This window comes from Alteromonas alvinellae, from assembly GCF_902705805.1.
The window spans coordinates 12022-34842 of record NZ_CACSIH010000218.1; the positions used below are offsets into that span (position 1 = coordinate 12022).

A 22821-nucleotide genomic window follows, 5' to 3' on the forward strand; every position below is an offset into this window, starting at 1 on the left:
AACTTGCTAATATTTTGTTTTACATTAGTATTTATTAAGCGGTTGTAAGACCTCAAAAAGCACTAAGTTAAACAATCTCTTACACTACAGGACGTACCAGATGAATGATGACTTTCTTTTCGCAGAAGATGACGATGAAAATGAAGTAGATGATCTGGGTAGCTGGAAAGTACTCATTGTTGATGATGAACCCGAAGTACACGCCGTTACCAAGCTGGCGCTAAATGACTTTAGTTTAAATGGCAAAACCCTTGAGTTTGTTAGTGCCTATAGCGGAGAGGAAGCGAAGGCCATTTTCAAAACCCATGATGATATCGCCGTTGTGTTACTTGATGTTGTTATGGAGACTGATGACGCCGGTCTTAAAGTGGCGGAGTATGTTCGTAACGAATTAGACAATCATTTCACGCGTATTATTTTGCGTACTGGACAACCTGGCCAAGCCCCTGAAAAAGATGTCATCATTAATTACGACATCAACGACTACAAGTCGAAAACCGAACTGACCGCGCAAAAACTCTTTACTGTTATCATTGCAGCGCTCCGCTCATATCGAGATATTATCGTTATCGAAGAAAATAGACGCGGCCTTGAAAAAATTATAGATGCGTCTGTGGATTTATTTTCCTCCCGTTCCCTCGAAAAGTTCATGCAGGGTATTATTCAACAGCTTGCATCTATTTTGGGCTGTTCAAAGGATGCTGCCTACATTACCACTGCGGTGGCAACCACATCGCGTACTATCAACACCAGCAACAACAAACTGGGTGACGACGAACTATATGTTTTTGCTGGCAACGGTGAGTACGCCAGTAAGGAAGGGGTGCCTTTAAAAGACGCGATTAGCGCACAAGAATATGCCCTGTGCGCAAGAGCCATGCGCGATAAGCAAATTGTTTATGCAGAAGATCACGTTGTGGCTTATTGCAACAGTAAAAGTCACAATGGTGCACTCTTGTACTTGTCAGGATTACCGAGACGAATAGGGGAAAGTGATCGTCATCTGGTAAAACGCTTTTCAGACAGTGTTCAGCTTGCTTTTGACAATGTACTTAAAACCGTTGATGTTGAAGCGACGCAGAAAGAAATAATTGAGCGTTTAGGTCGAGCGTTAGAGCATGAGTCAAATGCATCAAATAATCTCACAAGAATGGTTGAAATGGCGCAACTGTTGGCAGAAAAGGTTGGGCTGAACGAGCAAGACATCCACGCATTACGCCTTGCCGTGCCACTCCATGATATTGGGACGTCTATAGTGCCTAAATCTATTTTGCACAAAACGACGCCGTTAACCGAAGAGGAAGTATTTAAAATACGTCAGCATGCTGAATTTGGTTACCAGATTTTGCGAGATTCAAGCCGGCCCACTATCCAACTTGCAGCAATGTTAGCAAAGCAACATCACGAACGCTGGGATGGAAAGGGATATCCAGACGGGCTTAAAGGCGAAGAAATTGATATAAAAAGCCGTATTGCCACGTTAGTTGATGTGTTTGATGCACTGTTAAACGCAAGGCCGTATAAGCCAGCGTGGACAATTGATAAGGTTGAAGCCGTATTGAAAGAGGAAAGTGGCAAGCACTTCGACCCTGATTTAGTTCAGTGTATGCTAAATGACCTTCCGGCCTTTATGGCAATTCAAGCTCAATTCCCTGACGCATAATGATTTATTTCTCCGTTATTTACGTACTGTAATACGTTACAATAACAGCCTTTAAACAGGCGCCATAATTAAAACGAAGGCAGGTGCTACATGCACCTGTTTTTTTGAGTCTGCTACTCGTATTCTGAGTCTGTTGAATTTTGCATTGCTGTAAAACTAAATCGGCTCAATTAACACCTGTGTTAAAGTAACCAGAAGCAGCCTTACTATCTAATAAGAACAGGAACACATTATGTACATGATGGCTAAACACCTTCACATGACCGCCGTTGGCTTGAGCATATTATTTTTTGTCTTTCGCTTTATATGGAGTCAATTCGACGCTACAGCACTTAGCAAAAAATGGGTTAAAATTCTCCCTCATATCATTGATACCGTGCTATTAGCCAGCGCAATTTGGCTATGCATTATTTTGTCTCAATATCCTTTAGTTAATGCATGGCTCACATTTAAAGTTGTGGGCGTGGTGCTGTACATAGTGTTTGGATTGTTTGCATTGAAAAAAGCCAAAACAGCGTTAGGCAAATGGAGCTTTTTCGTAGCAGCGCTTGTTGTGCTTATGGCAACGGCTATGGTTGCTGTAACCAAACAACCTCTTTTTTAAGATTTAATTGGAAATAGATAATGTCTGAATCTCAACAGATTATTAATGTAGGTAACGTTGACGTTGCCAACCACTTGCCGTTTGTTCTGTTCGGTGGAATGAACGTACTTGAGTCTCGCGATCTCGCTATGCGTATCGCAGAACACTATGTTGAAGTAACGCAAAAGCTCAATATTCCGTACGTTTTTAAAGCCTCGTTTGATAAAGCGAACCGTTCATCAGTGACTTCTTACCGTGGGCCTGGCATGGAAGAAGGGTTGCGTATTTTTGAAGAAATTAAGTCGACCTTTAACGTTCCGCTTATCACTGATGTGCACGAACCGCACCAAGCAGCTCCTGTAGCTGAAGTGGTGGATGTTATTCAACTGCCTGCTTTCTTGGCGCGCCAAACCGACCTTGTGGTTGCAATGGCAAAAACCGGCAGCGTTATCAATGTGAAAAAGCCTCAATTCTTAGCACCGCATGAGATGCGTCACATCATAGGAAAACTAGGCGAAGCGGGGAACGATAAGGTTATTCTTTGTGAGCGTGGTAGCTGCTTTGGTTATAACAATTTAGTTGTGGATATGCTTGGCATGGACGCAATGAAAGAATATGCCCCAGTAATATTTGATGCGACGCACGCACTTCAAATGCCGGGTGGCCGTGCGACGTCTGCAGATGGTCGTAGAGCGCAAGCTGCACAGTTGGCCAGAAGCGGTATGGCGCTAGGTTTAGCGGGCTTGTTTATTGAAGCTCATCCTAATCCTGATGAAGCACTATGTGATGGGCCTTGCGCACTGCCGTTGGCGAAATTAGAGCCTTACTTGCAGCAGATGAAAGCACTAGATGAATTGGTGAAAGGTTTTGACGCGTTAGATACAAGTAATACCTAAGCTAGTATTCGATGGCGTATGCCGGTGCAAGCACCGGCATGCGTATCAGGTGTGTGAGTTGCTTATTCCGCTTCAGAAACGTTTACGCGCTCTTCACCTTTTGTCATTGCTAATAAGTTCTTGTGAAGCTGAACTTGCGTCTCTTCAGCTAAAATCGCTTTAGACTGCTTTTTCACAACAATGTGTGCATCGTTTTCTGGCAGTACTTCGGCCATTTTTACGCTGGTCATTGCTGTGTTGATTAACGATTGTAGATTGATCTTTTCTGGTTGTGCGTTAGCATTTGCAGCAGCGCTTACAAAAGCCATTACAGAAACACTAGCTAAAAGTAATTTTTTCATTTTCACACCTAATAAAAATAATTAAATAATTGTTGATGAATGTTAAAATGTTTAACAAATGTTCATCATAAAATGCTGAAATTAAATGTTCTTTTTTAATTTCGGGCAAATTATAGTCAGTAGGTGGTGAAAAATAAAACGAGTAAAAGTATGGGTTGTCATTAGAAAAGCTAATGAATTTGTCATGCTTCGGTCACACTGGATTAAAAACGATATATGCATCGACGTTTACCCCCTCTCAACGCCTTGAAATCGTTTGAAGCGGCTGCTCGCCATTTGAGCTTTACTAAGGCTGCCGATGAGCTGTTTGTTACGCAAGCTGCCGTTAGCCACCAGATAAAAGCGCTTGAAGATTTCTTATCGATGAAGCTATTCCTTCGAAGAAATAGAACCCTGCTTCTAACCGAAGAAGGTCAAGCTTATTTTCTTGAGCTAAAAGATATCTTCAAAAACTTACAAGACGCGACAGAAAGGCTACTTGCGAAGGGCAGTAAAGGTGCTATCACGGTAGCGATGCCGCCCAGCTTTGCGAGCCAATGGCTGGTACCCCGTATTCATAAGTTTAGTTTGGCGCATCCAGACATCGACGTACGCATCAAGGCAGTTGATTTCGATGAAGGCTTCTTAGAAGACGATGTAGACGTTGCAATATATTACGGTAAAGGTCGTTGGGCTGGTCTTCAGGCCGACCAGCTACATCGAGAGTTTCTAACTCCGCTTTGCTCTCCAATGCTTTTTCAAGGTCCCAAACCTTTATCCAGCCTGTCTGACTTACGGCACCACGTGTTGCTTCACGACTTAAGCCGTACTGCATGGAAAAATTGGTTGAAGCATGTAGGTGTGGTTGGCGTAAACGTTAACCAAGGCCCGGTTTTCAGTCACTCCATGCTAGTTTTGCAAGCAGCTGCGCTAGGGCAAGGTATTGCGTTGGGTAACACGGTACTTGCAAGGCCGGAAATTGAAGCGGGAAGGTTAGTTATGCCGTTTGAAGAACGCGTAGAGAGTCGCGATGCGTTTTATTTGGTGTGTGAAGAATCACAGGCTGAGTTAGGTAAAATAGCTGCATTTAGAGACTGGATCTTAGCGCAGGTCGAAGCTGAACAAGAGGACTTGCTGTAATATGACTACATCGAACAGCATTACTGAACAACCTGGTTTTGACATTGAATTGCATGCAGCTGATAAGCCTATAGCGTGTTTGATACTAGGCCACGGAGCCGGTGCGGGAAAAGAACATGAGTTTATGCAATACATGGCGAAAGCCCTTGTCGCTAAAGGCATATCAACCGTGCTTTTTAACTTTCCCTATATGCAAACCATAAAAGCTACCGGTAAGCGTAGGCCTCCCGATAAAGCCGATAAACTTATGTCACATTTTACTACGGTGATTGAAACCTGCAGCAAAGATAACAAAGCCTTGCATAACTTGCCTGTGTTCATTGGTGGAAAGTCGATGGGCGGGCGTATGGCTACCATGGTGTATGAAGCGGTGAGCAATGTAAAAGGCGCGATAGCGCTAGGTTATCCGTTCCACCCTCCTGGTAAGCCAGAAAAAACACGCACCGAACATCTGCAAACGGCGTCTAAACCTTTGCTTATTATTCAGGGTGAACGAGATACCTTTGGTACGAAGAGCGAAGTGGAGAGTTACAAAAAGAACGGCGTGTTATCTTCCATGATTGAGTGCGCATATTTAGACGACGGCGATCACAGTTTTAAGCCTCGAAAAGCAAGCGGAAAAACGCAGGAAGAACATATTGCTAAAGCTGCCACGCTTACCGCTTCTTTTATTGAAGTCCATTTAAATAATTAAAGATTAAATAGAAATCAGAGCGAACGACTAATTTAATGAAAACTGAAAAACTTAGGTTTGCCACCGTTGCTAAACCTTATCTTATTGTAGGGGCATTGCTCGCGGGCCTTTCTGTGGTACTAGGTGCGTTTGGCGCACATGGCTTAAAAAGCGTGTTAACTGCACAGCAGCTCAACACGTTTGAAATTGGCGTGCGTTATCAAATTTATCACGCATTAGCCTTACTGCTTTTACCTGCATTGTCAGGGGTTGTCTCATCGACGTGGGCTAATCGGGTAGCGTTTTGTTTCGTTACCGGTACGGTGTTGTTTAGTGGAAGTTTATACGCGCTAGGAATAAGCGGCATAAAATGGTTTGGCCCGATAACCCCTCTGGGAGGCATGTTCTTTATTATCGGCTGGGTGTTGTTAGTGATTGGACTGATAAAAGGTCATGATTTAAACAAGCAACAAGAAGAGCAGAGCACAACTCACCACACGCCGGGGGCAGGTAATGTCTAACATCAGTATTTTGGGTTATTGCCGACCTGGTTATGAAAACGATACAGCTAACGAACTTACATCTCGATACGGTGAAGCCCGGTGTTATGGCTACCCAGTGTCGAAGAAGAACAGTGGCTTTGTACTTTATCATTTATATGATGGCTCGCAGTTAGCGCAAACCATTACTCAGTTTGCTGTTCACGACAGTATCTTTCCTCGTCAACTGGTGGCAGTTTTTGCCACGCTAAACGATATAGAAAAAGAAGACAGAGTAGGGCAAGTGCTCGAGGCCCTAAAAGAGGTAGAAAAGCCGTTTTCAATTTTTGGTGCCATAGACGTCGAGTACCCAGATACAGAAGAAGGTAAAACCCTCGCAAAGTTCTGCCGAAAGTTTACGGTTCCTCTTCGCCAAGCGTTAAGAAAAGCGGGGTGGCTTACGTCTAAGGAAAATCTGGGTAAACCCAAACTGCATATTTTCTTTGAGTCATTTGAAATTTGTCATATTGGTTATACATTACCCAGTTATGCCAGTAGCGATCACTTGGGCATTTGCCGATTAAAGTTCCCTAGTGATGCGCCGAGCCGCTCGACGCTTAAACTTGAAGATGCTTTAGTGAATATGCTGAGCGACAAACAGCAGGCTAAGGTACTTCGAAGCGGTGGACGTGCCGTGGACCTAGGTGCATGCCCGGGTGGTTGGACATATCAGCTGGTGAAGCGCGGAATGTATGTTGAAGCTATCGACAATGGACTTGTAGCCGATAGTTTAATGAGCACGGGGTTGGTTGAACATCACGCGGCAGACGGGTTTACATATCGACCACAATTTGGTCGTGTAGATTTGCTGGTATGTGATATGATAGAGCAACCCGATAGGGTAGCTAAATTGATGGGCGATTGGTTAGTTAAGCACTGGGCAACGCACGCAATATTCAATTTAAAGTTACCTATGAAACAACGTTATGAAACTGTAGTTGAAGCCATGACGTTGCTAAGAAGCCGATTAAATGCCTTGGAAGATGCATTTGCGGTTAAGGTTAGGCATCTCTACCACGACAGAGATGAAGTTACAGTAACAATAGTTCGCACTTCAAAAGATGAGGTGTGATTTTGTTATTTTTCAAAAAAGTGTCATTAATTAATAAGTTATTGATACTTAAAGAAAAGAATTAATGGTGGCGCGGATTTTAGCAAACGAATTTAAGGTTTATGCTAAAAAAGGTGTAAATCTGGTATAGAAATCCTTTATAATCCGGCCGTTTTTTTACTCTGAACCAATGAAAGTGAACTAATGTCAGACTTATCTCATTACAGAAACATTGGTATTTTCGCCCACGTAGACGCGGGTAAAACTACCACAACAGAACGTATCTTGAAGCTTACTGGTAAAATCCATAAAACTGGTGAGGTTCACGATGGTGAATCAACAACTGACTTCATGGAGCAGGAAGCTGAGCGTGGTATTACCATCCAGTCAGCGGCAACAACCTGTTTCTGGAAAGATCATCGCATGAACATCATCGATACTCCGGGACACGTTGACTTTACAGTTGAAGTATATCGTTCACTTAAAGTACTAGACGGCGGTATCGGTGTATTCTGTGGTTCTGGCGGTGTTGAGCCTCAGTCAGAAACTAACTGGCGTTATGCTAACGAATCAGAAGTTGCGCGTGTAATCTTCGTAAACAAACTAGACCGTATGGGTGCAGACTTTTACCGTGTAGTTGGCCAAGTTAAGAAAGTACTTGCTGCTAACCCACTAGTAATGACGCTTCCAATCGGTATCGAAGACGAGTTTAAAGGTGTTGTTAACCTTCTAGATATGAAAGCGTACATCTGGGACGATTCAGGCCTTCCTGAAAACTACGAAGTTGTAGATATCCCAGCAGATATGGTTGATAAGGCTAACGAGTACCGTGAGCAACTAATCGAAACTGCTGTTGAGCAAGATGACGACCTAATGATGGCTTACATGGATGGTGAAGAGCCGTCTCTAGAAGACATCAAGCGTTGTATCCGTAAAGGTACTCGTGACCTAGCGTTCTTCCCAACATACTGTGGTTCTGCATTTAAGAACAAAGGTATTCAGCTAGTTCTTGACGCGGTTGTAGACTTCCTTCCGTCTCCAACAGAAGTTGATCCACAAGATCTAACTGACGAAGAAACGGGTGAGCCTACTGGTGAAGTTGCAACAGTATCTGTTGACGAGCCGTTCCGTGCACTTGCGTTCAAAATCATGGACGACCGTTTCGGTGCCCTTACGTTTATCCGTATCTACTCTGGTAAGCTAAACAAAGGCGACACTATTCTTAACAGCGCAACGGGTAAGACTGAGCGTATCGGCCGTATGGTTGAGATGCACGCTGATGAACGTACAGAACTTACTTCAGCACAAGCAGGTGACATCCTAGCTGTTGTTGGTATGAAGAACGTTCAAACTGGTCACACACTATGTGATCCTAAGCACCCATGTACACTAGAGCCAATGATCTTCCCTGAGCCAGTAATCTCGATTGCTGTTAAGCCAAAAGACAAAGGCGCTAACGAAAAGATGTCTATCGCTATCGGTAAACTAGTAGCAGAAGACCCATCTTTCCAAGTTGAAACTGACGAAGATTCTGGCGAAACCATCCTTAAAGGTATGGGTGAGCTTCACCTAGATATCAAAGTAGACATCTTGAAGCGTACTTACGGCGTTGAGCTAGAAGTTGGTCAGCCTCAGGTTGCATACCGTGAAACTATCACGCTACCAGTTGAAGACAGCTACACGCACAAGAAGCAGTCTGGTGGTTCTGGTCAGTTTGGTAAGATTGATTACCGCATCAAGCCAGGCGAAACTAACTCTGGCTTCAAGTTCACATCTACTGTTGTGGGCGGTAACGTACCTAAAGAATTCTTCCCTGCAATCGAAAAAGGTTTCGCAGGTATGATGGAAGTAGGTCCTCTAGCGGGCTACCCAGTACTAGACGTTGAAGTTGAGCTATTCGACGGTGGTTTCCACGCAGTTGACTCATCAGCAATCGCGTTCGAAATTGCAGCTAAAGGTGCATTCCGTCAGTCAATGCCAAAAGCAGGTCCTCAGATTCTTGAGCCTGTGATGAAAGTTGACGTGTTCAGCCCAGAAGACAACGTTGGTGACGTAATCGGTGACCTTAACCGTCGTCGTGGTATGATCAAAGACCAAGAAGCTGGCGCTACTGGCGTTCGCATCAAGGCTGACGTACCTCTATCTGAGATGTTTGGTTACATCGGTCACCTACGTACTATCACATCTGGTCGTGGTCAGTTCTCTATGGAATTCAGCCACTACTCAGCATGTCCTCAGAACGTAGCTGACAAAGTAATTGAAGAAGCAAAAGCACGTAAAGCTGCTAAGTAATTAGCCTTTGCGAACGTAAGCTGACCTTGGGTTAGCTTACGCTTCAAGAAATACTAAAAAGCCGGTCGCATGACCGGCTTTTTTTATGTCGAGTGTCCCGTCCTGAAATACGTTTAGTACATCTTATACGGCAAAAACTTCCCTGACATCACTACGCTGACACGGTCGCCTTTAGGATCGTTTTCGCGCTGTAAATCCATAGAAAAATCAATGGCACTCATGATGCCGTCGCCAAACTCTTCATGAATTAATTCCTTTAAGGTAGTGCCATACACATTCACCAATTCATACCAGCGGTAAATTAGCGGGTCAGTAGGGACTTCTGTTGGTAACGAACCTTTGTAAGGCACAATTTGAAGCCAGGCAATCGCTTCGTCGGTAAGCTCAAGTAATTCGCCCACGGCTTCAGCTTGCTGCTTTGTCATGGCCATCTGGCCTAAACACGCTGCTGTACTCCATTCTTTTGACTGACCAACAACTTCGGCAATCTGACTCCACTTTATGCCTTTTAAAATTTTGGCTGACTGGATCATGTCGGTAACTTGGGTTCTCGATGTAATCATTTGCATTTCCTTAAAGGGTTAGTTAAACAAAATGAGCGTAACTAGATTGCTGAAAATAAGTGCCAGTATTAGCACCTTGTACACAAAAAGAGGGTGTCGTTTTACTAACGGCTCGTACGCCGTGTGTTGAGTTGGATTTGGATAGCGAAGCGAATAGAGGAATTCGGATAGTGTTGAGTAGCGTTTATCAGGGTTAACATGTAAAGCGCGTTTCAGGGCACTATCAACCCAGGTTGGTATTGGGCGTTTTGGATCTAACGCCGTTTCATATTTTAGTTTTTTCTGTTCGGCAAAAGTGCGGCAGTGAGCGAGTTTTGAATGGTAAGGGTAACGACCGCACAAAAGGAAGTAGGTGAGTATGGCTAAAGAGAACAGATCTGAGCGCTCTGTGCCTACATTCCCTAAAAAGTATTCAGGTGCGGCAAAAAGGGCCGCGCCGGGAATTGGCGCACTACTATAAAGGCTAGGCGCATCGGCTAAGGCCGCCGAACCAAGATCAATAATAGTACAGTGCCCCTGTTCACTAATCATTATATTCTCGGGGCGTATATCTCTGTGAAGAATGCCCTGACGGTGCATTGCTTGTAAGCCTTTCCCAACCTGCTCAATAATATCCCTAATTTGCTCCAATGATGGTGTGGGGTTATCAAATGACCATTGTGCCAATGTTTGCCCTTTTACATAATCACTAATGCTGTAAAACGCTGTAGGTCTGTGTTTGAGCCCTAAGTTTAAGTACGTGGGGCTTTTAACAACATGCGTTGAGTTAACTCGCCTTGTAAACCAACTTTCTATCAAAAAAACGTTGAGCATTTCTGGTGACTGGCTAAAGTCGGTTGAGGGGGTTTTAACCACTACAGGGTGTTGTTCATGCGTACCTTTATGAGCTTGAAGCGAGGCAATAAAAACATGACTACGGGCAGAGCTATAGAGCTGACGCTCTAGTGTGATGCCGTCAATTTCATCGCCGGTCTCTAGTTCTTTGAAAGCAGGCTTACAAAGATGAACGTGGGGTTCACTATCATTACTCCCACTTTCATTACCGATTTGATACTTAATAAGCAGTAAAGTGAGGTTGTCATCACTTCCCTGGTTAAACGCCTCATGCACCAGCAATTCAGATTGGTTTTCAGAGAGTGTTTCTGCGCCATTGATTTTGTTAAGTATGCCAGGCAGCGAAACAAACTCATGAACACCATCAGTACTAATCGCAATAGTACTTGAAGCGCTTAAGGTGTGTGATGTGTGGTCAATATCGATATTCGCTTTTACGCCTAATGCGTTGGAAAGATACGTTTGCGAAGGTTCACTATCAGATACGTGACGATGGGGATGTGTTAGTAAAACAGGGCTTGATGCGTTGTCAGAAACAAGCTGGACTTGGCAATCTCCCACGTGAAACACGGCTAGGTGATTACCCGTTAAAATAGCGACTGAAAGCGTACAGACATATCCTTTCTCTGGGGTGTAGCAAAAAGCGCTTCTCTGCGTTCGGGTATAAAGCCGTGCATTCAATTCTTTAATAATGGCTTCGGCCCGCGTTTTTATCGACCACTGTTCAGGCGCTATATTAAAAAGCTTAACAAATTCACTGGTAGCAAAATCACTAGCAACCTGACTTACAGTACTACTACTGACACCGTCAGCGATAACAAAAACATGACTTGGGCTTAGTTCGTTGGAAGAAATATGGTAAGCGTAGGCATCTTGGTTTATTTCTTTAACGCCGCGCGTAGAAAAAGCACTTACATATATCTTGTTAGGTAGCGGATTAACTGGCGTTTTTTGAGCAGCGTGCTGATTCATATTTAGTTGCTTCTACCTACTTATACGACATCGACTCAAATATTTTTATTCATGCAAGGGCAGGACAGTGCCATCACAACGTACCTTTGCAGATTGCATCATGATGGCGCTGAAGAAGAAGCCTTGGTTAAATAGGAAGCGTTTGTGAGGCCGCTGCTTTATCGACAGGGATAGTGCGTTTAGGTAGCGTCTTCACGTGGGTGGTATAAAGGGTAAGACCAGTAAATGCTAACCCGCCTACTAGGTTCCCTAGTGCTGTTGGAATTTCATTCCAGATGAAATAATCCATTACTGAGAAGTCACCACCCATTATCAGGCCAAATGGGAAAAGGAACATGTTTACCACCGAGTGTTCAAAGCCCATAAAGAAGAACAGCATGATGGGCATCCACATAGCCAGCACTTTGCCGCTCACGTGAGTTGAGATCATTGCGCCCACTACGCCCAATGACACCATCCAGTTACACAGCATGCCGCGAATAAATATGGTAATCCAACCGGCAGCACCGTGTTCTGCATAGCCTAATGTGCGCGCTTCACCAATGCTGGCGACCTTCGTAGCAATCGCGCCACCGTCGACGTTATAGCCCATAGTAAAGATAAACGACATCATGAAGGCTACGGTTAATGCGCCGCCAAAGTTTCCTAAGAAGACTAGGCCCCAGTTGCGTAAAATCTGTTTAGGTGTAACGCCAGGACGCTGGGCAAGCCACGCCAGCGGTGTAAGCACAAATACACCGGTTAATAGGTCGAAGCCCATAAGATAGAGCATACAAAAGCCCACAGGGAATAGCACCGCGCCGAGCAAGAACACACCGGTCTGTACAGCGATGGTTATTGCGAAAACGGCAGCTAACGCCAAGATTGCACCCGCCATGTAAGCGCGGATTAGAGTATCTCGTGTAGACATATAAATCTTTGCTTCGCCTGCGTCTACCATTTTGGTTGCAAACTCAGCGGGGAGAAGATAAGCCATGGTTTCACCTCACGTTGTCGTTATTAATAAGTTGCTAGTTTTATATCGGGAGTTAGCTATTTACATGTGTTCTGCTAGATCAAAAAAAGGCGTCCGCAGCGCTCTCGTTAGAAAGAACTGGGGACGCCTTTGTCCGAAACTTATGTATTGTTAATAGCTAACAGATTTACCTCTGATAACGTGTGCGTCTTCGCACACTGTCCGCAAGTACCGTGTATTTAACCCGTGCCCCGAACTTTAACTATCAGCCGATATAAAGCCAGAACAATGCCAATGGCTAAAAAACGTAAATAAATATATTAAATATTTTGATAAAACAGTGCCTTAGGAAGTTTCTTTGAGTGGGCTGAAAAGTTAAATTCGAGTGCTACCTCATTTGTTTGCACTATAACGGGGGGAGAATGAATGTTTAAGGTGCAACTAAAAATGCCCGTTCAGTCGCAGTGTATTTCGTTTTTAAATGCTTTTCATTTTAGCGCTTGTTTAAGCGTTTTGAGCTGGCACTTCATCACCCCCGTGTTACCGAGAGTCTGCTGCTGACCGTAAGTTTCATGTTCAAATTGCTTACATAATTGTTCAAATGCCTTGGCGGCATGAGGGGGTAACAAGGAGCTAACTTCTTGAAAATAAGTGGATAATGCTTTATTTTCTCTTTTTATTCCTGTTTGGGTTTCAACGTGCGTAACCGCCTTCAGCAAAATGCGATGAGAAGGGGAAAAGCGCGCTTTTTCTTTTTTAGGTAAGAAATACATTGCTAATATGAGCCCAATAAGCCCGATAGCAGACAAGAATACAATGCGCATCTTCTGTGGCGTTAACGTACCTAGCAGCTCTTCAAGCATGTTGGTTTGCGCCGCATTGTCAAAACCCAATACCCATTTGCTCCAAGAATAGTCAAGTTGTTGTAACCAACCTTGCAAGGTAGCAAATAAAGCAGAATTACCAATTTCGCGTAAAATGGTGGTTTGACGAGATTCCCCTAGCTCTTCTAATGCTCGTTCAAGTCCAAAGGTTAATCGGGACGGGGCCACCATACTTGTAGGGTCGAAACGTACCCACACGCCGTCAAGAAACGCCTCTACCCATGCGTGGGCATCGTACTGTCTTACTTGAAGCACGTTACCACTTAGCTCACTTCCGCCTTGATATCCGGTTACCATTCTTGCCGGCACGCCTGCAGCGCGAAGCACGTATACCATAGCACCGGCATAATGCGCGCAAAACCCTGCTCGTTGCTCGAACAAGAAGCTATCAATAGGGTCTACAGGCATAGCGTTAGGAGACAAGGTATAACGAAACCCACCTTGACGGAATTCACGCATAACTGCTTGTACTCGCTCATCTGGGTTAGCATATTGCTTCGCTAGTGACTGTCCCCACGCCCTCGCTTCAGCGTTACCGTTTGTTGAAACTTGTAGATTGAGTTGCGTTTCAAAGTTCCCTATTCCATTAGTGATTTGTGCGTTTGGAACATAGCTCAAATAAAACGCTTTTTTGCTTGAGATAGGGGTATTTGCACGTAAGGTATAATCAAACAGGCTTCTCACAAAAATGCTGTTTTCGCGGTTGTTTGGGAAAGAGGGGGCTAAAGCAAATAGCCATGTTTGCTGAGTGGGCTCAACAATCAATTCGTAATTCGTTACTGCGCGCGTGCCTTTTTCCGCTAATTCCGACAAAGGCGCTGCCTTACCCATGAAGGCCAACTGTTGTTCAGCCTGCGTGCGCTTCTCGCTTATAGACCAGGTTTTTCCGTCGAAATGTTCAAGGGTCATGGCCCGCCAGTATCTATTCTGTGCTTCAGGGACTTCATCGGTGCTTTTAAATGTAGCGCTAAAGGCCAAATCAGAAGAACTGGCAAGCGACGCAATGTCACCTGGTGTTACTGTATCGGAAAGCCCCGTTTCTGTTGATTTCGATGTAGGCATTTGCCATAGAGGTGGGAGTTGGGGTAACAATAAAAATAACAGTAGAGCAATAGGAATAGCTTGACCAATAAGTACGGCAACGAACTTGACGCTGTTTGCAATGGGTATTTTCGCTCCATGGTAAAGCGCCGTGGCGATTAAAAGTAACGCTAATATTCCGGTATAGCCAATCCATGCAAATACGCTAAGAGAGGAAATAAAGCCACAGCCAATCAAAAACAAACACGTGCATATAAGCAGATGAAAATCTCGTTTCTTTTCCACTAGCATAATTTTAAGTGCGCAGGCTACCGTCAACAAATTGATCATGCTATCCAGAAGGCCGATGGATAAGCCGAACCAAGACAAGGCAAACACCGCAAGTACGGCAAGCAAGTTAACCGTGCGTAATGTGGGTAAGTTATGCAGAGTGCTAAGGCCTGCAATTCTGACAATAACGGCACATCCACCTAACATCAGTACCCATATCATTAATGGCGCGGTCAACGTAAAGAGAATAAGCGAAAATGCAGCGCATAGTATCAGCACTGCCACAGAGTTTGGTTGGCCTAAAACGCTTCTGAAAATAGTAAATTGTGAAGCGCGACTAAGTAAGACACTGTTCATGTTAATAGGCCCCAGTCTTCTTCTGTACTGACGATATTGATACTGGCTTGCTAGAGGGGGCAGATGTGAGCGTGGGGGAGTCGTTAAAACAAGCCAGAGCACTAAGACATTCACCCATATGCTTGGCGCCCTGAGCAGGCGCAATATTCAACCCCTTGTATTGTATTCCAAACACCCGGTTTGTACTTGTCCAAGATATTGTGGCCTGGGTTAGCGCTGAAACCGCGGTTTCCGCGTCCTCGCTTGAAGGTACTGAAAGCACGAAGCTGTCGCTCTGCAACGAGGTGAAAGATTTCGAGACCCAGTTTCCATTTTTAGCCACATGCTTCCAGGAAACGCGATTAAGTGGCTGTCCAATTTCGTAATCGTTTAACGCGTAAAAATCTTCATTACTGGTTGGGTCTATTATTTCACTTACACTGTCAGGTTCGTCTGCGTTGGGAAGTTTATCGATAGTAATCGGTCCTTCCTGAGGCTTGGCATAGACAACCACTTGCTGGTCGAAGTCTAGGTGTGTCCAGCATTTGTAAAGCCCTAGCGGAAAATCACAGGCAATGGTCATTCTGCCTAAGATAAATTGACCTCTTCGAGATATTTGAAGGGGGACGTTGAGTGTTTGGATTTGTTCTCTTTTTGAATTGCCGATTAATGAAAAGTTATAGCTTTGCTGTGGTGCACTAGCGTGACGCCCATTGCTTAAATACTCAAGTTGAGTATCTGTGTGGCGTACAACAGTTAGCCATTTTATGAATAGGGTCCCGTTGCAGCATTTACTCTGTGCGTTCACATGGGGAATAACCTGAAGTTGAATTTCACCATTTTGGTTACAGTGAAACGAAGTAGGGGGGAGGGCTTTAAGCGCTAAGCGCGCAAAGTTTTGATGCGTATAAAAAAGTGTTAGCAGCATAATGCTTAAACACAAATAGCTTAGCAGTAACATCAAGTTGTTTTGATAGTTAGTACCAAGTAAGAATAAGCACAGCGACAAAATGATGAAAGACCAGCCAAACCCACTTGGTAATATAAAAATACTGTTTAAATTAAGATGGTGCTCTTGCGACGCCGGTACACGTTTATCTAACCATGTGGATAGTCTACGCTGAAAGTATTTCGTAAATAACGTTGGCACTTTACGCACGTTTAGCACTCCAGGAGCCCGTTAATATTAAGCCGCCAGAGGGTCAATGCTATCGAGTAATTTTTGACTTAGTTTTTCCCCATCAAAAGCGTGATTAGACTGTCCATGAGCCATTTGATGGGTAGACAATGTTAGCCTGTGAGCGGTAATCGCTATGAAGACGGCCTGCACGTCTTCAGGCGTAACATAATCTTTGCCAGAAACGTATGCCCATGCTTTTGCGCCCTGAAGTAATGCGCGACTGGCGCGTGGGGAAAGCGGGTTAGGAAACTCATTGCTCTGTCTGCTTTCACTCACTAATCGCAATATATAATGAAGAATGGCGTCGCTAGTGTGGATGGCAGCCACCTCATTTTGCATTTTGTTTAGACTAGCAGCATCTAAAATCTGGGTAAGAGGCGCTGACGCATCCTGTTGCATGAGCATCGCCTTTTCTGCTTCCCACGCCGGATACCCTAATGAAATACGCATGAAGAAACGATCTAACTGCGATTCTGGTAACGGGTAAGTGCCCGATTGATAGCTAGGGTTTTGCGTTGCAATGACGAAAAACGGCGTGGGCAGCGCATGAGTAACACCGTCAATACTTACCTGACGTTCCTCCATAGCCTCTAACAGAGCGCTCTGTGTTTTAGGGCTTGCTCGATTTAACTCGTCAGCTAATACGACTTGGCTAAAAATCGGGCCGTGCCTAAACGTAAAACGCTTTTCTTCGTCGCGCTCGTGAGTATGGAAAATGTTAATGCCTAACATGTCGGAAGGAAGCAGGTCTGACGTAAATTGAATACGCGCATATTGAAGACCAAAAACTTGTGAAAGCGCATGAGAAAGGGTGGTTTTACCCATTCCTGGTAAATCTTCTATCAATAAGTGACCGTTTGCCAGCAAACAGGTAATGGCAAGTTTCAGCTGGTGCTCCTTACCAATGATCTTTTTGCTTAGGGCTTGCTGAACTTGATTAATATCTTGGCGCATAGGTGTGTCACTTTTCTTTAAAAATACTCTGTCACACTCGTCGTTTAAATAACGAATGCCGCTTTCATAATAGTAGCAACGATAGCGTAAAGCTTTCTATTCTTATACCTTTTAAAATTTATACCTTGGTATGGAAAAGGTTAGTTCACTACTTAATATTCACTAATCCTTAAAACATCTGTTATTAAGTGCTGCGTAGTTTAACTGTGTTGTCTATAATGGTGCCTCTTAAAAAGGAAGTAGTTATGAAAAGCATTGAAATAGATGACGATTTATATGCCTTCATCGCCAGCCAGACTAAGCATATTGGTGAGAGTGCATCACAAATTTTAAGACGTTTACTTTTACCTGAAGACGGTGCTGTGTCACAAGGTACTGGGCCTATTGCTAGCTCATCAACGCCTGCAAAAACAAGCGAATCAAAAAGTACAGACGTTGTAGAAACCGCAGATAACGCAAGTGAGTCAACACCCGAAGTTGTAACTCAAGAGGCGACCAAAGTACAAACCAAAGCGCCTACTAAAGCGACAGCCAGTTCAGCGGTTAAAGCAGCGCCAAAGGCTGCAGCGAAGAAAGCTCCAGCTAAAGCAACGGCAGCAAAAGCGCCTGCGAGCTCAAGGGCAGCGAAAAAGGTTTCGGAAGTTTCGTCAGTAACGCCAGCAACAGAAGCTCACTCGAAAAGAGACATTCTTGAAGCGGTATCAAAAGATGCATTAAGCACCTTTACTAAACGTGTTGATCAATTCTTGTTTGTTTTAAGTGCAGCGCACAAGCTTAATGCAGAAAACTTCGCCAGTGTTGAAAGCATAAAAGGTAAGAACCGTACGTACTTTGCGACAAGCAAAGCAGCATTACTTGAGAACGGCAGCAGTACTAACCCGAAAGCAATCCCTGATAGCCCGTTCTGGGTGGTAACAAACAACAACACTGCCAAGAAAACGAACATGCTGGAACAAGTTTTGCGTAACCTAGGTTATCAGCCTGACGTAATTGAAACCGTTGTCGCGCGTTTCTCTTCAGAAGGTAAATAGCAAGCCAAGTAACAGAATAACGAAATTTCTAAATAAGGATTTTTTTCATGGCACTACATCCGCAGGCTGGAGAGCATGCAGCAAAAGAGCAACTCATTAACGTCCCCCAGTTAGTGAGCCAGTATTACAGCTACAAACCGGATATGAATGACCCGGGCCAAGCGGTTTCTTTCGGTACGTCTGGTCACCGAGGTACTGCGTCGAACGCCACCTTTACTGACACTCACATCAGTGCAATTTGCCAAGCTTTGGTAGAATACCGCAAGCAGGAAGGTATCGACGGCCCGTTATATGTTGGTAAAGATACCCACGCGTTATCTGAACCGGCCATGATGACTGCCATAGAAGTTTTATGTGCCAACGGCGTCGATGTTGTGGTGCAACGTTCAGATAATGAAAGCATGGGCTATACGCCAACGCCTGTTATTTCCCGCACTATTATTCGTTACAATCGCGCTGGCAACACCGACAAGGCAGATGGTATCGTCATTACGCCTTCTCATAACCCTCCTTCAGACGGTGGATTTAAGTACAATCCGCCGCACGGTGGCCCTGCCGACAGTGACGTAACCAAACAAATTCAAGAACGTGCAAATGAATTAATTGCTGACGGCAACAAAGATGTTCAGCGTATTGATATTCGCCAGGCCACCGAGCGCAAATTGGTTCGTGAAGAAGACTTCATGGAACCTTACATTGAAGACCTTGCAAACGTTATCGACATGGAAGCGATTGCAAAAGCTAACTTGAAGTTAGGTACTGACCCTTTAGGTGGTGCCGGCGTTGGATATTGGTCGCGCATTTCTGAAAAATACGGTTTAGACATCACAGTAGTTAATGACGCAGTTGACCCACAGTTTGGCTTTATGCGCCGCGACAAAGACGGGAAGCTTCGCATGGATTGTTCGTCTGCCTATGCAATGGCAGGGCTTATCGAGCTTAAAGATAACTTTGACTTAGCGTGGGGCAATGATCCTGACTTCGATCGTCACGGTATTGTGTGCAAAAGTGCAGGCCTAATGAACCCAAACCATTATTTGGCCGTGGCGATAAACTATCTATATACCCACCGTCCAGAATGGCCTAGCGATTTAAATATCGGTAAAACACTCGTATCTAGTAGCATGATTGACCGCGTAGCGAATAGCCTCGGTAAGCCGCTTGCTGAAATGCCGGTAGGCTTTAAATGGTTTGTTGACGGTTTATCAAACAGCACAATTGGCTTTGCGGGAGAAGAAAGCGCGGGTGGTATCTTTCTAGAGTGCAACGGCAGCACCTGGGCGACAGATAAAGATGGCTTTATTCTTTGTTTGCTGGCAGCTGAAATCCTAGCCATCACAGGCAAAGATCCTGGCGAGCACTACAAAGCGCTAACGGAAAAATTTGCAGCGCCGGTTTACAGCCGTGTTGACGTGGCAGCAACACTTGAACAAAAGCAAAAGCTTTCGGCGATGGATGCATCTGTCGTCACTAGCGATACGTTGGCGGGCGAGCCTATCACTGCCGTTCAAACCCATGCGCCAGGTAATAACGCGGCAATTGGTGGCGTTAAAGTATCGACAGAAAATGGCTGGTTCGCAGCGCGTCCTTCTGGCACAGAACAAATTTATAAAATCTATGCGGAAAGCTTTAACGGTGAAAGCCACTTACAGGATTTAATTGCTGAAGCCGAAGACTTAGTCGGAAAAATAATTAAATAAGTGCAAAAATAAATCACTTTCAACTCTTCTTTGTAAAGATATTGTTAAAAATTGCATGAATGCATACGAATTCATGCAATTTTTTGTTATTTTAACAAAATTATTACAACATGATCGTTTAAGCGCTGCTATATTGCTGTCATATTCTGAAGTTATTCTGTAATTAAATTACGTTTTCGGTGTGTAAACACCGCTTCTACTTAAGAGTGAGACGCAAAATGAACGCAAAAGCGACCAAGACGCAACCCTCTCCAGTGATCGATAAGGCTGCATTCAAAGCAGCGGTTATTAAACACTTACACTGCACGCTAGGCACCGACGAAAATAAAGCAAACAATCATGCTTGGTGGAAAGCAACGTGTGCTGCAATTCAAGAACAAGTACTTGAAGGGTTGCGCAAAACCCAGAAAAGTCATTACCTGAACGACACCCGCGCCGTTCATTACTTCTCTGCTGAATTCCTAATGGGCCGTTTACTTTCAAACAACCTGCAAAACTTTGGCTTATTCGATGTAGCGAGTGGCGCGTTGAAAGAGCTAGGTGTTGAAATTTCAGACATTCTTGAAGAAGAGCCAGATATGGCGCTGGGTAATGGTGGCCTTGGCCGACTAGCGGCTTGCTTCATCGACTCACTAGCGACAATGGAATTACCTGCAATAGGTTATGGTATTCATTACGAGCACGGTTTGTTCCGCCAAGAAATTAAAAGCGGTGCGCAAATCGAGCGTCCAGACAGCTGGCGTCACTACGGTAATCCTTGGGAAATTTGCCGTCCAGAATCTATTCAAGAAGTATCACTTTACGGCTATGTAGAGACTAAATACGGCGACAACGGACGTGTGCTGAAAGAATGGCACCCTGGCTCAATTGTAAAAGGTGTGCCGTGGGATATTCCTATTGTAGGCTACGAAGGTAAAACCGTAAACGTATTGCGGTTGTGGCAGTCAGAAGCGTCTGGCTACTTCAATTGGGACGTATTCAATGCTGGTGGTTATGTTGATGCACAGCGTGAAAATGTATCAGCTGAAACTATTTCAAAAGTACTTTATCCAAACGATGAGACCGAAGCGGGTAAAGAGCTTCGCCTTATTCAGCAGTACTTCTTCTGCTCGTGTTCGCTTAAAGACATTATCCGTCGTTACAAGCGTGCTCATGGTGACGATTGGAGCCGTTTCGCCGATCAGGTTGTTATTCAGCTAAACGACACGCACCCTGCTATTTCTATACCAGAGCTAATGCGCATTCTTGTTGACCGCGCAGAGCTTGGCTGGGATGAAGCGTGGGGGATTTGTACAAAAGTATTTGCATATACCAACCACACCTTGCTACCAGAGGCACTTGAAAAGTGGCCTGCGCGCATGATTGAGAAGATCCTTCCTCGTCATCTAGAAATCATTTATGAAATTAACCACCGCTTTATGGCAGAGGTTGATAAGAAGTGGCCAGGTGACAATGCCATGAAAGCGAAGCTTTCAATCATTGAAGAAGGTAACGAGAAGATGGTTCGTATGGGCCACTTGTCGGTAATCGGTTCATTTGCTGTTAACGGTGTGGCAGAAATGCATTCTCGTCTTGTTAAGTCGTCGCTGTTCCCAGAGTTCGATGAGCTATATCCAGGTAAGCTGACTAACGTGACCAACGGTATTACCCCACGTCGCTGGTTGAAGGCGTGTAACCCTGGGTTATCGAAGCTTATTGATAAGAAAATTGGAGAAGACTGGCCGCTCGACTTAGACAAACTGCAAGGATTAGCTAAATTTGCAAGCAATAAAACGTTCCAGAAGCAATTCATGAAAGTGAAGCTTGAGAACAAAGAGTTGCTAGCAGAGGAAATTCGCAAGTCGCTTGATATAGAAGTAGACGTTAACGCCATTTTCGACGTGCAGATTAAGCGTTTGCACGAGTATAAGCGTCAACACTTAGCGCTTCTGAATATTATGGCGTTATACCGTCGTATTCTAGAAAACCCTGATTACGATATGCACCCGCGTGTATTTGTGTTTGGTGCTAAAGCCGCGCCGGGCTACAAGCTTGCGAAAGATATTATCTACGCGATTAACAAGGTAGCGGATAAGATCAACAATGACCCGCGTGTAAATAACAAGATTAAAGTGGCATTTTTACCAAACTACCGCGTGTCGCTAGCTGAAAAGATGATCCCTGCGGCAGACGTATCTGAGCAAATCAGTACGGCAGGTAAAGAGGCATCAGGAACCGGTAATATGAAGCTTGCACTGAACGGTGCGGTAACTATTGGTACACTTGATGGTGCAAACGTTGAAATTGCTGAAGAAGTAGGCGATGACAACATCTTTATCTTCGGACTTACAGTAGAAGAAGTGAACGAGCTTAAAGCGAATGGCTATAACCCACATGACTACTACTATAAAGATCCAGAAATTAAAGCTGTGCTGGATTGGTTAGAAACGGATTACTTTACGCCAGGTAAACCAGGTGCATTGGTGTCAATTAAGCAAAGTTTACTTGACAACGGTGACCCGTACATGGTGCTTGCAGATTTCCGTGCTTATTCTGATGCACAAATTGCAGTTGATACTGCATACCGCGACAAAGAGCGTTGGGCGGAAATGGCCATCATCAATACAGCGAAGATGGGTAAATTTACCTCAGATCGTTCAATTCGTGACTACGTAGAACGCGTTTGGAAACTTTCACCGTGTAAGATTGAAAGCTAATCGCAGAACCGTAACGAATAAACCCGGCAGTGTTAAGCTTGCCGGGTTTTTTATTTGCTTTAAAAAGAGCCTATAGTTTTACTTAAATTCAGCATTGAAATGCTTTACTTGGTTAAAATAGCTTAAACATTTGTTACAACGGTCAGAAAATGTGACTTGCAACTATAGGCATATTTAAACTAATGTTGTACAAAAGTATAAGACGGTATGCAAAATAATACGTTACTGTCGTTGCGCCTTACGTAGCG

The 22821-nt window shown here is 44.3% G+C and carries 18 protein-coding genes; 11 read left to right on the forward strand and 7 right to left on the reverse strand.

Annotated features, from left to right (window positions below; genetic code table 11):
- Positions 1 to 100: 100 nt before the first annotated feature.
- The 3 genes from ACX5KA_RS16295 to kdsA all read left to right on the forward strand — a co-directional run bounded on the left by ACX5KA_RS16295 (position 101) and on the right by kdsA (position 3142).
- Positions 101 to 1663 carry a response regulator gene (locus ACX5KA_RS16295; RefSeq protein WP_014949020.1) on the forward strand — a complete coding sequence of 521 codons (1563 nt, stop codon included), beginning with the start codon at positions 101 to 103 and terminating at the stop codon, positions 1661 to 1663.
- A gap of 232 nt (positions 1664 to 1895) precedes the next feature.
- Positions 1896 to 2267 carry a SirB2 family protein gene (locus tag ACX5KA_RS16300; RefSeq protein ID WP_014949021.1) on the forward strand — a complete coding sequence of 124 codons (372 nt, stop codon included), beginning with the start codon at positions 1896 to 1898 and terminating at the stop codon, positions 2265 to 2267.
- Positions 2268 to 2287: 20 nt separating this feature from the next.
- On the forward strand, positions 2288 to 3142 hold the full coding sequence (gene kdsA, locus ACX5KA_RS16305; RefSeq protein ID WP_014949022.1) for a 3-deoxy-8-phosphooctulonate synthase: 855 nt from the start codon (positions 2288 to 2290) through the stop codon (positions 3140 to 3142).
- A gap of 62 nt (positions 3143 to 3204) precedes the next feature.
- Here kdsA and ACX5KA_RS16310 read toward each other — a convergent pair whose 3' ends face one another.
- Positions 3205 to 3483, reverse strand: coding sequence for a hypothetical protein (locus ACX5KA_RS16310; RefSeq protein ID WP_014949023.1), 279 nt, complete (start codon positions 3481 to 3483; stop codon positions 3205 to 3207).
- A 216-nt stretch (positions 3484 to 3699) separates the two neighbouring features.
- Here ACX5KA_RS16310 and ACX5KA_RS16315 point away from each other — a divergent pair, with 216 nt between their 5' ends.
- The 5 genes from ACX5KA_RS16315 (at position 3700) to fusA (ending at position 9157) form a co-directional block, all read left to right on the forward strand.
- Positions 3700 to 4602: a transcriptional regulator GcvA gene (locus ACX5KA_RS16315; RefSeq protein ID WP_039216230.1), complete on the forward strand. Its 903-nt coding sequence runs from the start codon at positions 3700 to 3702 to the stop codon at positions 4600 to 4602.
- Between the two features lies 1 nt (position 4603).
- A complete protein-coding gene (locus ACX5KA_RS16320) occupies positions 4604 to 5296 on the forward strand; it encodes an alpha/beta family hydrolase (RefSeq protein ID WP_458731669.1) in 693 nt (230 codons plus the stop codon).
- 35 nt (positions 5297 to 5331) lie between these two features.
- Complete coding sequence (locus ACX5KA_RS16325) at positions 5332 to 5796, forward strand: DUF423 domain-containing protein (protein WP_458731670.1); 465 nt, start codon at positions 5332 to 5334, stop codon at positions 5794 to 5796.
- The gene (gene rlmM, locus ACX5KA_RS16330; RefSeq protein WP_458731671.1) at positions 5789 to 6886 is read left to right on the forward strand and encodes a 23S rRNA (cytidine(2498)-2'-O)-methyltransferase RlmM; all 1098 of its coding nucleotides are present in this window, start codon (positions 5789 to 5791) and stop codon (positions 6884 to 6886) included. The genes ACX5KA_RS16325 and rlmM overlap by 8 nt, the downstream gene beginning before the upstream one ends.
- Before the next feature lie 183 nt (positions 6887 to 7069).
- Positions 7070 to 9157 carry an elongation factor G gene (gene fusA, locus ACX5KA_RS16335; RefSeq protein ID WP_136781127.1) on the forward strand — a complete coding sequence of 696 codons (2088 nt, stop codon included), beginning with the start codon at positions 7070 to 7072 and terminating at the stop codon, positions 9155 to 9157.
- Positions 9158 to 9270: 113 nt separating this feature from the next.
- Here fusA and cynS read toward each other — a convergent pair whose 3' ends face one another.
- The 6 genes from cynS to ACX5KA_RS16365 form a co-directional block, all read right to left on the reverse strand.
- Positions 9271 to 9720, reverse strand: a complete 450-nt coding sequence (gene cynS, locus ACX5KA_RS16340) for a cyanase (RefSeq protein ID WP_039216226.1) — start codon at positions 9718 to 9720, stop codon at positions 9271 to 9273.
- Between the two features lie 18 nt (positions 9721 to 9738).
- The gene (locus tag ACX5KA_RS16345; RefSeq protein ID WP_458731672.1) at positions 9739 to 11526 is read right to left on the reverse strand and encodes a protein kinase domain-containing protein; all 1788 of its coding nucleotides are present in this window, start codon (positions 11524 to 11526) and stop codon (positions 9739 to 9741) included.
- Between the two features lie 127 nt (positions 11527 to 11653).
- Positions 11654 to 12502, reverse strand: coding sequence for a formate/nitrite transporter family protein (locus tag ACX5KA_RS16350; protein WP_039216224.1), 849 nt, complete (start codon positions 12500 to 12502; stop codon positions 11654 to 11656).
- Between the two features lie 467 nt (positions 12503 to 12969).
- Positions 12970 to 15033 (reverse strand): transglutaminase family protein, encoded by a 2064-nt coding sequence (locus tag ACX5KA_RS16355; RefSeq protein WP_458731673.1) that lies wholly within the window; start codon positions 15031 to 15033, stop codon positions 12970 to 12972.
- Position 15034: 1 nt separating this feature from the next.
- On the reverse strand, positions 15035 to 16171 hold the full coding sequence (locus ACX5KA_RS16360) for a DUF58 domain-containing protein (protein ID WP_458731674.1): 1137 nt from the start codon (positions 16169 to 16171) through the stop codon (positions 15035 to 15037).
- 27 nt (positions 16172 to 16198) lie between these two features.
- Entirely contained in the window at positions 16199 to 17146 is a 948-nt protein-coding gene (locus tag ACX5KA_RS16365) for an AAA family ATPase (RefSeq protein ID WP_039216222.1), read from the reverse strand.
- A 245-nt stretch (positions 17147 to 17391) separates the two neighbouring features.
- On the opposite strand from ACX5KA_RS16365, the gene seqA reads away from it, so the two are divergent.
- The 3 genes from seqA (at position 17392) to ACX5KA_RS16380 (ending at position 22573) form a co-directional block, all read left to right on the forward strand.
- Positions 17392 to 18177, forward strand: coding sequence for a replication initiation negative regulator SeqA (gene seqA / locus ACX5KA_RS16370; RefSeq protein WP_039216221.1), 786 nt, complete (start codon positions 17392 to 17394; stop codon positions 18175 to 18177).
- Between the two features lie 47 nt (positions 18178 to 18224).
- On the forward strand, positions 18225 to 19877 hold the full coding sequence (pgm, locus tag ACX5KA_RS16375) for a phosphoglucomutase (alpha-D-glucose-1,6-bisphosphate-dependent) (RefSeq protein WP_458731675.1): 1653 nt from the start codon (positions 18225 to 18227) through the stop codon (positions 19875 to 19877).
- Between the two features lie 218 nt (positions 19878 to 20095).
- Positions 20096 to 22573 carry a glycogen/starch/alpha-glucan phosphorylase gene (locus ACX5KA_RS16380; RefSeq protein ID WP_458731676.1) on the forward strand — a complete coding sequence of 826 codons (2478 nt, stop codon included), beginning with the start codon at positions 20096 to 20098 and terminating at the stop codon, positions 22571 to 22573.
- Positions 22574 to 22821: the final 248 nt, after the last annotated feature.

Excerpts from the sequence above, each read along its gene's own strand:
- ACX5KA_RS16325 (WP_458731670.1), top strand. The coding sequence starts at position 5,332 with ATGAAAACTGAAAAACTTAGGTTTGCCACCGTTGCTAAACCTTATCTT.
- ACX5KA_RS16365 (WP_039216222.1), bottom strand. The coding sequence starts at position 17,146 with ATGCGCCAAGATATTAATCAAGTTCAGCAAGCCCTAAGCAAAAAGATC.
- ACX5KA_RS16345 (WP_458731672.1), bottom strand. The coding sequence starts at position 11,526 with ATGAATCAGCACGCTGCTCAAAAAACGCCAGTTAATCCGCTACCTAAC.
- kdsA (WP_014949022.1), top strand. The coding sequence starts at position 2,288 with ATGTCTGAATCTCAACAGATTATTAATGTAGGTAACGTTGACGTTGCC.
- ACX5KA_RS16295 (WP_014949020.1), top strand. The coding sequence starts at position 101 with ATGAATGATGACTTTCTTTTCGCAGAAGATGACGATGAAAATGAAGTA.
- ACX5KA_RS16310 (WP_014949023.1), bottom strand. The coding sequence starts at position 3,483 with ATGAAAAAATTACTTTTAGCTAGTGTTTCTGTAATGGCTTTTGTAAGC.
- ACX5KA_RS16350 (WP_039216224.1), bottom strand. The coding sequence starts at position 12,502 with ATGGCTTATCTTCTCCCCGCTGAGTTTGCAACCAAAATGGTAGACGCA.
- cynS (WP_039216226.1), bottom strand. The coding sequence starts at position 9,720 with ATGATTACATCGAGAACCCAAGTTACCGACATGATCCAGTCAGCCAAA.
- ACX5KA_RS16300 (WP_014949021.1), top strand. The coding sequence starts at position 1,896 with ATGTACATGATGGCTAAACACCTTCACATGACCGCCGTTGGCTTGAGC.
- ACX5KA_RS16355 (WP_458731673.1), bottom strand. The coding sequence starts at position 15,033 with ATGAACAGTGTCTTACTTAGTCGCGCTTCACAATTTACTATTTTCAGA.
- ACX5KA_RS16320 (WP_458731669.1), top strand. The coding sequence starts at position 4,604 with ATGACTACATCGAACAGCATTACTGAACAACCTGGTTTTGACATTGAA.
- fusA (WP_136781127.1), top strand. The coding sequence starts at position 7,070 with ATGTCAGACTTATCTCATTACAGAAACATTGGTATTTTCGCCCACGTA.
- pgm (WP_458731675.1), top strand. The coding sequence starts at position 18,225 with ATGGCACTACATCCGCAGGCTGGAGAGCATGCAGCAAAAGAGCAACTC.
- ACX5KA_RS16315 (WP_039216230.1), top strand. The coding sequence starts at position 3,700 with ATGCATCGACGTTTACCCCCTCTCAACGCCTTGAAATCGTTTGAAGCG.
- rlmM (WP_458731671.1), top strand. The coding sequence starts at position 5,789 with ATGTCTAACATCAGTATTTTGGGTTATTGCCGACCTGGTTATGAAAAC.
- ACX5KA_RS16380 (WP_458731676.1), top strand. The coding sequence starts at position 20,096 with ATGAACGCAAAAGCGACCAAGACGCAACCCTCTCCAGTGATCGATAAG.
- seqA (WP_039216221.1), top strand. The coding sequence starts at position 17,392 with ATGAAAAGCATTGAAATAGATGACGATTTATATGCCTTCATCGCCAGC.